This is a genomic window from Kushneria sp. Sum13 (assembly GCF_052692355.1).
Window position 1 is genome coordinate 1,305,305 of sequence record NZ_CP199847.1, and the last position, 13,165, is coordinate 1,318,469.

At 57.6% G+C, this 13,165-nt stretch carries 3 protein-coding genes and 1 pseudogene; all 4 read left to right on the forward strand.

Features of this window, described 5'->3' with window-relative positions; all coding sequences use genetic code 11:
• Window positions 1–59 precede the first annotated feature (59 nt).
• The 4 genes and pseudogenes from ACUN8C_RS06160 to ACUN8C_RS06175 all read left to right on the forward strand — a co-directional run bounded on the left by ACUN8C_RS06160 (window position 60) and on the right by ACUN8C_RS06175 (window position 13,115).
• Window positions 60–10,703 (forward strand): two-partner secretion domain-containing protein, encoded by a 10,644-nt coding sequence (locus tag ACUN8C_RS06160; protein ID WP_445621382.1) that lies wholly within the window; start codon window positions 60–62, stop codon window positions 10,701–10,703.
• Window positions 10,703–11,041 carry an Imm45 family immunity protein gene (gene imm45, locus ACUN8C_RS06165; protein WP_445621383.1) on the forward strand — a complete coding sequence of 113 codons (339 nt, stop codon included), beginning with the start codon at window positions 10,703–10,705 and terminating at the stop codon, window positions 11,039–11,041. The genes ACUN8C_RS06160 and imm45 overlap by 1 nt, the downstream gene beginning before the upstream one ends.
• 262 nt (window positions 11,042–11,303) lie before the next feature.
• Window positions 11,304–12,728: pseudogene (locus ACUN8C_RS06170) on the forward strand (DUF637 domain-containing protein); the annotation flags it as partial.
• Entirely contained in the window at window positions 12,729–13,115 is a 387-nt protein-coding gene (locus tag ACUN8C_RS06175) for a hypothetical protein (RefSeq protein WP_445621384.1), read from the forward strand. It abuts the pseudogene before it with no gap.
• Window positions 13,116–13,165 lie beyond the last annotated feature (50 nt).

A 13,165-nucleotide genomic window follows, 5' to 3' on the forward strand; every position in this document is an offset into this window, starting at 1 on the left:
GTGTCCATGAATGAGCTGCCATAACGCATCAAACAGAAGAAAAAACAGGGAACCGTCACATGAAGGTGCAAAATCTTGCGGGTCGTCTGTTGGCCCATGTTCTGATCAATGCCCTGTTCTGGCAGCCGGTCATCGTGCTGGCCGATGGCATTACCATTGATGGCCGAGCCGGTGGCAATACGGCAATGGACAGGGCCGGCAACGGCGTGCCGGTGGTGGATATTGCCACGCCCAACGGCCGCGGCCTCTCGCACAACACCTTCAGTGATTACAACGTCGGCAAGGAGGGCGTGATTCTCAACAATGCCACCGGCAAGCTTCAGTCAACGAAGCTCGGTGGCATGATCGTGGGCAACCCCAACCTGAAGGGGCAGGCCGCGCAGTTGATCGTCAATGAGGTCAACGGTGGCCGCGCCAGTCAGCTCAAGGGGTACACCGAAGTCGCCGGGCAGGCTGCTCGTGTGGTGGTCGCCAACCCCTACGGCATTACCTGTAACGGCTGCGGCTTTATCAATAGCCCCCGCGTCACCCTCTCGACCGGTAAACCGATGATCGAAGACGGCGCACTTGATCGCTTCGCCGTCGATCAGGGGCAGGTCACCATCGAAGGGCTGGGGCTGGATGCCAGCGAGGTCGACCAGTTCGATATCGTCACCCGGGCGGCCAAACTCAACGGCGAGCTGCATGCCCGCGAGCTCAATATTGTCACCGGCCGCAACGATGTCGATGCTGCCTCCCTGGCTGCGACCGCCCGCAAGAGCAGTGACGATACCCCGGCACTATCTATCGATGCTTCGGCGCTGGGCGCCATGTATGCCGGCAGTATTCATCTGGTGGGAACAGAGGCCGGCGTGGGGGTACGCCTGGCCGGCGACATGGCGGCCACCGTCGGTGATATCACCATCGATACACAGGGCCACCTGGCGCTGACCAATGCCGCCGCACAGCGCGATATTGCCGCCCGGGCGGCGTCCATCGAGACACAGGGCAGCCAGCATGCCCACCGTGATGCACGCCTGACGGCCCGGGAAGAGATGGGGCTTTACGGCAACCTCTCCAGCGGTGGCGACACCACCCTGACGGCAGGCACCACCCTGACCCAGCAGGGCCAGGTCATTGCCGGCATCGATGGTGACCAGCGCATCCGTGATCGCCGTCTCGATATCCGTGCCGATCAGATCGACAACCGCGGACGGCTGGAGGCCAGCCAGACCCTGCAGGCGCGCGCCAGACAGCTGGACAACCGCGGCCAGCTGCTGGCCGATGAGATCAACGTCCACGCTGATGACGCCATCGATAACACCGGTACCCTGCAGGCGCGCCGGGTCCGGCTTGAAACGGCCGCACTGACCAACGGCTCGCGCGATGCCCTGATCGCCGCCACAGAGGTCTTGTCTTTCAAAGCGCCTGACATCAGCAATCAGGGCACTATCCAGTTCGGCAAGGGCCAGACGGCCACGCTGGACCTGATCAAGCTGGACAACCGTGATGGCCGCTTTTTACTCGATGATGGCGCGCTGGACCTGCACGCCGAGTCGCTGTTCAACGACCGCGGGACATTGCAGGCCGAGTCGCTGTCTCTGGCAGGCCGCTACCTGACCAACCGCGCAGGCGGACTCATCGGGGCGGCCAGTGGGAACGCGACGCTGGTCATCGAGCAGCAGCTCGATAACAGCGGGGGGCAGCTGCAGGCCGCAGGCTCCCTCGAGTTACAGGGCGGCGATGTCCTGAGCCGGCAGGGGCAGATGGCAGCAAACGACCTTGCGATGGACGTCGCCTCGCTGGATAACACGGATGGACTGATCTCGGCCGGTAAGGGCAACGCCACTGTTGTGACGCGCCAGCAGCTCGGCAATGGCGGCGGACAGATTCAGGCCCAAAAGGCGCTGAAGATGACGGCCGGGGCGCTCAACAACGATCGCGGCACGCTGGTGGCCGATACCGTATCCGCGGCGGCCGACACCCTTTCCAACCGGGACGGCACGTTCAGTGCCCAGCAGGGCAGTCTCGATATCACCGTGGCCGGTCTGCTGGATAACGACCATGGCCGGCTCCAGTCTGTCCATCAGGCCCTTCGCCTCACTGCCGGTGATCTGAGCAATCGGCAGGGGTCCCTCATGGCCCGGTTGATCACGCTGGGCGTCGAGCACGCGCTGGACAACCAGAGCGGTCGTATTGTCAGCGATGGCGTGCTCACGGCCGGCATCAAGGCGGCCCTGGACAATACCGGCGGCACCCTGCGCGGCAGTCGCGTCACGCTGGAAACCGGTCTTCTCACCAATAACGATGATGGACTGATCTCCGCTGACCGCGGTGATCTCGATATTACCGCTCGTGATCGCCTCACCAATCAGCGCGGCAAGCTGCAGGCACTCAACGCGATCAATATCAATGGCGGCAATGTTGATAACACGGGCGGTACCCTGGTGGCGGATCAGGTCGAACTCAGGGGCACCAGCCTTGCCAATGATAAGGGCATCATCAGTGCCGAGCAGGGGCCGCTGACACTCCATCTGAGCAACAACCTGAGCAACGTTGCCGGACAGATTCAGGCGCGCAATGGTGCCCTTGGAGTCGATGTTGACGGCATCGTGGACAACAGCACAGGGACAATTGCCGCGAAGACCCTGACGCTGCGCGCCGATGCCATTACCAGCAATCGTGGCGGGCTGATGGCGGCCCTGGCCGATAACGCTCGTGTTCATACCCTCAGAGGCCTCAATAACGACGGGGGACAGATTCAGGCCGCCGGACTGCTGACACTCGAAGGCACGGCGCTTTCCAGCCGGGGCGGTCGCCTGCTGGGCAATACCCTGGCGATAAGCGGTGAGTCGCTGGATAACAGTGAGGGCGGGGTTGCCAGCGCCGGGCAGGGAGAGGCCCGTTTGTCCCTGTCAAAACAGCTCAACAATGACAGCGGCAACCTTCAGGCGGCCGGCGCCCTGGTGTACCGGGGAGGCGAGGTTACCAATCGTCAGGGAAGCATGCTTGCCGATACCCTGTCGTTTGAAGCCAGCGCCCTTGATAACCGTCATGGTCTGATGTCGGCAGAGGCTGACGATGTCACGCTGACGGTTCATCAGGGGCTCGATAATACCGAGGGGCAGCTTCAGGCGCAGCGACGGATCATGCTCAAGGCGGCCGGACTGGACAACAGCGCCGGCACGCTGCTGGCAGACGATGTCGACATTACCACCGAAACCTTCGCCAATCGCGGAGGTACCGTTGCCGCGCTCAACGGAAATCTCACTGCCCATCTCTCCGGCCGGCTGGAGAACGATCGCGGTCAGCTGCAGGCGGGCAAGGGGCGGCTGGAGATCACCGCGGGTGACATGAGCAGCCAGCAGGGGCGTCTGCTGGGGCAGATCGTCACACTCGGCGTTCAACATGCCTTCGATGGCCGGGGCGGCCGTGTAGAGAGTGCCACGCTTCTCGATATCGCAGCCGGAGAGATCATCAATAATACCGGCGGCACCCTGCGCGGCAATCGTGTCTCGTTGGCAACAGGCCGTCTTTCCAGTGACGAAGGCCTGATCTCCGCCGATGGCGGCGATCTCGATATTACCGCCCGCGACCGCCTCACCAATCAGCGCGGCAAGCTGCAGGCACTTCATGCGCTCAATATCAGCGGCGGCCATATCGATAACGGCACCGGTACGCTGGTGGCGGACCAGATCGATATCGAGGGGCTTTCGCTGGCCAATGACGAGGGCATGATCAGCGCTGAAAATGGCGCGCTGATCCTCAAGGCAGCGAATCACCTCGACAACACCCGCGGCCACCTGCAGGCCACCGAGTCCGCAGCTATTCATGCCGCCACACTCGATAACCACCAGGGCACCATTACGGCGCGTGACATCACGCTGACCAGTGATGGGGCGCTGGACAATACGGCCGGTCGTATCGTCGCGCAGCAGGGCAACCTGCACGTCAAGGCCGGCGGTGCACTGAGCAACAGCGACGGCACTCTGGCCGGTGATGCGCTGACGCTGGAGGCCGAGTCACTTGAGGCCAACCAGGGGGGACTGATCGCCGCGCTCACCGATAGCGCAAACATCCGTGCCCGCCAGACGCTCAACAACGATGGCGGCCAGATTCAGGCTGCAGGACTCCTGGATATTGAGGCACCGGAGATCACCAGCCGTGCCGGCCATCTGATCGGGCACTCGCTAACGCTTGCCGGCAACGCGCTGGATAACCGCGCGGGCACGATCAGCGCAGACCAGGGCAATGCCACCCTGACGCTGACGCGTCTTCTGAACAATACCGATGGCCGCCTGCAGGCCGACAAGGGCACCCTGTCGCTTACCGGCGCTCAGCTCACCAACCGTCAGGGCGTGGTAATGGCCGACCGGCTCGATATCGACACGGCGGATCTCGATAACCGCAAGGGTCAGCTGATCAGCGAGCGTCTGAACCTGCAGGCAGACTCGCTCGATAACGGGGAGGGCGGGCTGATCGCCACCGGCCGCCAGGGCGCCACCCTGACGCTGGGGTCGCTGACCAATGATGCCGGCCAGCTGCAGTCCGATGGCACGCTTGATATCACCACGGCAACGCTGGATAACCGCCGCGGCGTGCTGCTGGCCGATCGGCTCGATCTCAACAGCGCCCGTCTACTCAATGACAGCGGCTCGATGCTGGCCGATGCCGGCGGCATTGCGCTGACGGTGTCGGGGGCGGCCAGTAACCGTCAGGGCATGATCGACAGTGATGGCGGCGATATCACCCTCGAAAATGGCGGGCAGGCCTTCGATAACCGCGCCGGCCGCCTCAATGGCCGTGCACTCGCGATCAGCACCGGCTCACTGAACAATCAGGACGGCGGCCAGCTGAGCGGACAGCAGATTCGCTTTATCGGTCTGAAAACGCTCAATAACGCCGGCGGGCGGGTGCTGGCCGGTAGTGATGACCTGGCAGTCGACGCCGAGCAGCTGGATAACCGCGCCGGTGTCCTGCAGGGGGATCATGTTTCACTCATCGGTCGTCAGTTGAACAACGGCGACAATGGCCTGATCGCCAGTCTGAACGGTCCGCTGAAAGCCGTCTTCACGCAGACGCTGGATAACCGCAACGGTCGCATGATCGCCAACGGCCTGCTGGATATTGACCCGCCCCGGGTCGATAACCGTAACGGCCAGATGGCCGGTGACGTGGTTCGGCTGGAAGCCGGCACGCTGGATAACGACGGCGGCATTATTGAGGCCCAGAAAGGACTGGCACTCAACGTTGATACCCTGAACAACCGCAGCGGCAACCTGCGCGCACTGGGTGGCGATAGCAGTGACCTCCGAGTCGCAGGCGCGCTGGACAATACCCGGGGCAGCATCGAGCTGGCCAGCCGCAACGCCCGCATCGACGCTTCCAGTCTCAATAACACCCGTGGCCAGAGTGTTCACGCCGGCAGCGGGCTGTTGACCCTCCTGCTCAAGTCACTCAATAACAGTGGTGGGTCGCTGCAGGGCACCGGCAGCGCCCAGGCTCGTATCGATCGAATCAACAACGCCGGCCAGTGGCAGTTCAATGGCCCGCTGAGCCTGACCACCCTCAACGCGCTGACACTGAGTGGCAGTGACCGCCTGGCCAGTGCCGACACCTTCACGCTGGCAGCCGCAAGCCTGGATAACCGGGGCGAACTGCTCGCCAACGGCAATCTCATCCTCAAAAGCGCCGGAGACATCACCAACCGCGGCCTGATCTCCGCGCAGCGTCAGCTCAACGTCACCGGGCGCAATCTCTCTCAAAATGACGGCCGCATGGCCAGCGGTGGCACCGCCACCTACAGCCTGAGCGGCACGCTGGATAACCTGGGGCGGCTGACCGGCAGCGACGATATCGACCTGCAGGCTCGGGAAATCAACAACCGCGGCACGCTGGGCAGCCAGAAGAACCTTCGCCTGGTCAGCCAGGGGGCCATCAACAACCAGACCGACACGCTGCTGTTTGCCGGCGGTGACATGACCCTGCGCGGCACGCGACTCTATAACCGTTACGGCGATCTCTACAGCCGCGGTGATCTTGATGTTGCGCGCGATGACAACGGCGGGTATGCGGATTTGCTGGAGAATCGTTCGGGGACGATTGAGGCGGAAGGTGACATCCGCCTACGGGTTAATAGCCTTTTGAATACGCGGGATGTATTTGAAATGGTGCAGGAAGTGTCTGCTGCTTATATTCGCCGAGGAGCAAACTATTACTGTAAAGGCAACTGCAAACATGTCGACTACACACTTGTAGAGAAAAATTCTTCCACAATTAAAAAAGACAGTCCTGCTGCCAGCATCGTTGCGGGAGGCAACTTTGACAGTAATGGCAATGGGGCCGTAGTGAATCGCTACAGCTTGATTGAGGCTAATAAAAACCTGCATATCAATGCTGGATCTCTTGAAAATACCGGAGCATCTGCTGAAGAAAGTACCAGAGAGCGCAAGTATCAGGGGTTGTTCGGTCGTCATCATCATGACGAAAGAAACGATACTGCTTTTAACAAGAAGGAAATCGATCCTTGGAATGCCAAGGGTGGCAAGGATAGCGATGGTCAGCCATTACCAAATCCTTTAACCGAGGAAAATTATAAAAGCTACGTAAGATACGGTCGTGGGCATCTTGTCCTGCTACAGGATAAAACGACTCGTTCAGAAAACGGCAGCGCAGCCGCTGCCATTATCCAGGCAGGTAGCCGTGTCTCCATCAATGCCAGTCAGCGCATTGATAATGGCGAGATAAACAATAACAAGCGATCGCAGATTAATGGCCGGCTCGAAGGTGGAGACCCTAATGCCCCTGTCATGGAGCTTGATTACACCCTCAATCGCCGCACGAATGCCGCTACAGCCCTCAAGCCTGCCGAGACAAAAAGGCCACAGCGTGAGCAGGTATCAGATTCGGTCAACAGCACCGGATATTTGAGTGCAGAGGCGTCTGACGGTGTTCGGCCCGAGCGTAGTGTCGTCGAACACACCGCTGAAGGAGATGGGCAACGTGTCCAGGGCGAACGCCTTGCGAGAACGTTGTATGAAACAGGCAAGGGTGTTGAGGCACAGCGCAGTGCCTCCATTGCCCTGAACTTTACCCCGGTCGATTACACGGGCTTCAGTTTTGAACGCGTTTCTCCAACACAGCTCTCCAGCTTCCGCCTGCCGGAAGGCCAGTACGGTCTGTTCGTTAAAAACAAGGCGCCCGATAGCCACTATCTGATCGAGACCAACCCCGAGTTCACCTCTGCCGATCGGCTGATGGGCTCCGATTATCTGCTGGGCAAGCTCGATTACACGGACGACAGTGCCTACAGGCTGCTGGGCGATGGGCGCTATGAAGCCCGCCTGATTCGCAATGCCGTGCAGGCGCAGACCGGCAGTCGCTTTCTCGATGACAATCTCAAAAACGATTACGACCAGTATCTCTATCTGATGAACAACGCCATCGCCGCGCAGGATGAGCTTCATCTAACAACCGGCGTGTCACTTACCCCCTCCCAGACGGCTGCCCTGACCCATGACATCGTCTGGATGGAGGAGCAGGAAGTCGATGGGGAAACCGTGCTCGCCCCGGTGCTGTATCTGGCGCAGGTTGACGCGCGCAACGTGCGCGGCAGCAGTCTGATTCAGGGTCGGGATATCGACCTGATCGCCGGTAGTGATCTCGCCAGCGTCGGTACCATCCGCGCTGCCAATGATCTGACCGCCAACAGTGGCAGCAGCATTTTGCAGGGTGGTCTGATGGCCGCCGGCAACAACCTGGCACTGACGGTGACAGACAATATCCGCAATGGCCTGGCCGGTGAGATTCGCGGTCGTCAGGTCGATCTCACCACGCTCAAGGGTGACATCGTCAACGACCGTCTCGCCGTGAAAAGCGGCAGTGATCGCCGTTATGACACGATCATTGATCAGGGCGGACTCATCTCGGCCAACGACAATCTGCGCCTTTCCGCCGGCCGGGATCTGGTCAATCGATCCGAGCTTGTCAGCGGGGGCGATCTCAAGCTGTCCGCTGCCCGCGATCTCCGTATGGCCGCGGTGGAGGATGCCCGGGGTGACGACTCTACCTACGGCTATAGGCGCTCCTCGCAGGTACGGCAGTTGGGCAGTCAGGTCACGGCAGCCCGGGATGCCACCCTCACCGCCGGGCGCGATATGAAGGTGGTGGCCAGCACGGTTGAAGCAGGTCATGACCTGGCCGCCACGGCCGGCAACGACATCCGGATTCTCTCTGGCGAGGATCGACAGCATGACGAGTTGCACTACCGCTCCTCGCGTACCAAAAAGGACGTGGTCAACACGACGACACGTCAGCAGGGCAGTCAGCTCACCGCCGGCAACAACCTGACCCTTGTCGCGAACAACGATCTGACCGCCCAGGCCAGCCAGCTCAGGGCAGGGGATCAGGCGTATCTGGTCGGCGGCAACGATGTTCAGTTGATCGCCGCCAACGATCAGGATTACCACTTCTATCAGAAGAAGAAAAAGGGTGGCCTGTTCAGTAGCAGCAAGATGAAGCGTGACGAGCTCACCGATACCCGCGCGGTGGGCACCACGGTAGACAGCGGCGGTGATCTCACCATTGCCAGCGGCAACGATCAGGTCTATCAGAAGGCGCGTCTGGACGCCGGCGGCAACCTGACCCTGTCCAGCGGCGGTGACATCACCTTTGTCGGGGCCATGGACACTCACAGCGAATCTCACGAGAAGAGCAAAAGCAACTGGGCGTGGCAGTCGGCGAAGGGCAAGGGCAATACGGATGAGACCCTGCGCCAGAGCGAACTGGTCGCGCAGGGACAGCTGGCGATCAATGCGGCCAACCGCGTCCATATCGATGTTCGCGACATTGACCAGCAGAGCGTCAGTCAGACCATTGATGCCATGGTCGCCGCCGAGCCGGAGCTTGCCTGGCTGAAACAGGCCGAAGCGCAGGGTGATGTCGACTGGCGCCAGGTGAAGGAGATCCACGACCGCTGGAACTACAAGCAGTCCGGTCTTGGCGAAGGCGCGGCGCTGGCGGTCAGCATTGCGGCGGCGGCCGTGGTCGGGCCTGCGGTGGGTGGCCTGGCCGGCAGCGGCCTCATGGGCGCCATGGCGACTGGCGCGGCGGGCTCACTGGCCGGTAGCGGCGCTGTCAGCCTGATCAATAACCGTGGCAACCTCGGCGCCACGCTGGGTGACACCCTCTCTTCCGACAGTCTGAAAGGCGCCCTGATTGCTGCGGCGTCTGCGGGCGTCTCTGAAAATCTGGACAGCGTCTGGGGCGGCGAGACGGACCCCGCCACAGGCCGGACCATTCCCCATAACCTCAGCACCTGGGGAGGTACGGGTCGTTTTGCCGGCCAGCTGGGCTCGCAGGCCCTGGCCGATGCCGGGCTACAGAGCGCCATCAACGGCGGCAGCCTGAATGACAATCTCCAGCAGAGCCTGAAAGGTGCGGTCAGTACCGTGCTGGAAGCCTCGCTGTTCAATCAGGTCGGCAATCTGGGAGAACGCTACCCCGAGTTCCTGGCCGATGGTGACAGTGGCAAGACTGCCTTACATGCTCTGGCCGGAGGGCTGGCCTCCCAGGCGACCGGTGGTGATTTCCGCACAGGCGCCATCGCGGCCGGCGCCAACGAAGCGTTGATCAATCAGCTCGATGCGCTGGTGAAAGGGGATCGCAAGCTTCTGATCGCAGCGTCCCAGATTACCGGGATCGTGGCGGCCGGAATGACGGATGGTGACGTCCAGAAGGGCGCCGAGATTGCCGGTAATGCGACGGCGTATAACTGGCTTTTACATGATGAAATAAAAGAAGCAGATGCACGAAGAAAGGAGTGTGACAATCAATCGTGCGAAAACGATATTACGCGATCCATGGAAGAACTGGACCAATCGCGTGACCGTGAAGCATTCGCATATGAACGGTCTGTGCAGGAGGATGCGGTCCTCAACGGTTTTATAACGCCAGAAGAATATAATGAAAAGTTATCCAAATACTGGATTGATCGCGGAATTGATACGAACGATGTTGTAATTACTGGCTATCCGGCATCAAAGGAATGGGGGTATAGATGGCATGAGACTTTTGGAGGAGCTACGGACCGAGCCGTGTCATGGCCTGAGAGAACGGGTGAACAGCTTTCAGGTTTTAAAATATTTGCCGCCGGACTTCCTTCTAGCGCTACGGACTATGTCTCTGATCTGTTCAAGTATGGAACAGAATGGATAACATCTCCTATTCCTGGGCAGAGTATCGAGCGTGGCTTAGATAATTACAGTACCCAGACACCTTATGACTTCGGCGGGAATGCGCTCGACTATGTAGGAAACCTAGCTAGTGGCAAGTTTGAAGGGCTTTTAGGAGCTGTTGCCCTGCCAGGTTCTAAGAACCGCTCAAATTATCAAATAAACTCCAAGTTGCCGAATGGGTATACTGTTGAATCCTTTGAGAATAGGCTTTCTGCACTTCCAGCAGGCGAGCGTGTGGCTCAGGTAAAAATTATGGCTAAGGATGTTGCTGAGAAAAATAATTGGATTAAAGACAGAAAGCTTACGAAATTAAACTCTAGAGATGTTTATAGCTCTCCAGATGGCAAAATTTATGCTTTAGACTCTCAGCATGGAAGGTTCGAGAGGCTAAATAGAAAAGGCGTTCATGAGGGCGAAGTCGATATGGCCCTTAACGAAGTGCCAGGTAAGAAGGACGCTTCTGGATCTCATGATATAAGGATTAAATAATGACCGAGTTTGAAAGGCTGGTTGATCGCGAAGGAAAGATAGGTCGTGGTGCTGTGCTCAGATTTCCAGCAAAATGGCCTTATGAAGAGGTCGTAGATTTTATGCTGGTAGAGCTGCCGCATGATCAGCCTTATAGACTTATAGTCTCTTCTGGTTATAAGGCTGGTTTAACCGCACTGATCTTGCCTGTTGAAAGTTATATAGAAAAAAACTGGGGGGTAGATGTCGCATGGCTGAAATCCAATTGGAACTACTGGGTTTATGCCGAGTGTCAAGTTGAAGAAGTGATGATTGCAGACAATTATTCAATAGTGAATGGTAGCGTAAAATGGAATTGACATTTTTTAAAAATATCGCTTGATCTATTTTTAATGTGTTCATGCTGAATACAGGATTGTACGGTAATAGATGGGTGGCCTTGATATATTTTGATGCGACGGAGTCATAAGATTACAGGTTGTCGCTGCACTGATCGATAAATTACACAGATACATATGGGGTCAACCAAGCCACATTTTCAGCCTAAAAGAATTTGAAGCTTTGTTGATGCAACCTCAGGGCTTCAATTTTTAGTAACAACAGTCTGGCCTCGGCGACACGCTTGGCGACACCCTCTCCTCGGACAGTCTGAAAGTTGCGCTGATTGCTGCGGCGTCTGCCGGTGTGGCGCAGCAGCTGGATAGCATCTGGCATGGTGAGATCGATCAGGTAACGGGCAAGGTGAATGACCTTGAACTCAACAACATTCCGAGCATCGGTCAGTTTGCCGGTCGCAATGCCAGTCAGGCCCTAGCCGATGCCGGGCTACAGAGCGCCATCAACGGCGGCAGCCTGAGCGACAATCTCCAGCAGAGCCTGAAAGGTGCGGTCAGTACCGTGCTGGAAGCCTCGCTGTTTTATAACGTCGGCGATCTGGGGATTCGTGAAGGGCTGGCTGACAGTGGTCCTGAAAAAACGGCACTCCATGCCCTGGCCGGAGGTCTGGCGGCAGAAGCGACCGGTAGTGATTTCCGCACCGGCGCCAACGAAGCACTGGTCAAGCATCTGGATGACTGGCTCGGCGGTCAGCCCGACATGCATGAGAGCCTTCTGGTCGCGGCCTCAAAGGTGATTGGCATTGTGGCGGCCGGTGTGGTCGGTGGCGACGTACAGAAGGGTGCCGAGATTGCCGGTAATGCGACGAACTATAACTATCTGGCCGAACATCAGAAAGCGCAGAGGGCTCGGGAGCGCGAAACCTGCAAGGGCCTGATGGAGTGTGGAAAGGTTGAAGCGAAGTGGCAACTGATCGACAGCGGCCAGGATAGTGTGCTCGCGGCAGGAATTGTTAGGGGTATTGCTGATGAAAGCTTCAGTACGGTTATCGATGTACTGAGTCTTTTCAAGGGCTCAACGTGGGACGCCATTGGACAGCTGCTGCAGCAGGATAACGTACTTGCAGCGCTTGGTGGTGCCGTGGTTGATAGCTATCGTCAGCAGTTTGACACTATTGCACAGCAGTATGAGCGCGCGGGCCCGGGTGGGGCATTCCAAGCAGGCATTGAAAGCGGCAAGCTACTGACGGATATTGTCAGCACTCTGGTGCCTGTTGGTGGTGTGGCCAAAAAGGGCGCTGGGATCGCAGCGATCTTGGGCAAAACTGGTAAACCTGTGTCAATAACGGGGACTGTTTTTGACTCAATAAAAGGTACGCAGCCTTTCTACCCCGGCTCTGTAATTCCTCAATCATTTGAAATGAAATTGCCTAATGGACAAAAAGTATGGGTGCATGGGAATGCAACGAAACATATGGCGGAATATGCAGCGTCCAAAGCTTTAACTCATACGCCGGAAGCTGTACGGTCGGCGAGTCAAGCTCAATTGAAAAGTTTTCAAGCTGCAGTCGATACTGCCACTAGGACTCAGGACCCGTATCAGAAAATAATAAAAAAAAGTATTGATGGCTGGGAACTTGAAATTAAGCCACCTAGAGTCGAAGGAGAGTTACCTGCTATTATACATGCAAGGTATACAGGAGCTTACTAAATGGATATTAAGTTAAAAACTCCAGTCCAGTTTTCTGCAAGCACGGTCGAGTTTGATGAACGCTTACCCTCAGTGAAATTTGAAATAAATTTACTTGTTGAAAAATTTTGCTACTCAATTTCAGTAAATATAGTCTGTTGGGTCGAGTGTGCTGTTTTTGATTCTTTTATCAATGCTCTGAGGTTGGGCGGAGATGCTTTAATTAAGGATATGAGTGACGAATTTTCTATAGCGATTAATTCTGAAAAGAATAGGCTGATTTGGTCATGTTCGAAAATAGATGCTTATGGTAATTTAGCGAGGGCTAGTGGAGAGGAAGTTTTAAGCGAGGATGATAAAAGCCGCATAACTTCAGCTTTCGAAAATTACCCTAGATGGTGGCTATGAAGCGATCTTTCAAGAATTCTTCTTTGTTAAAATATTGTCACGCAAGGCAG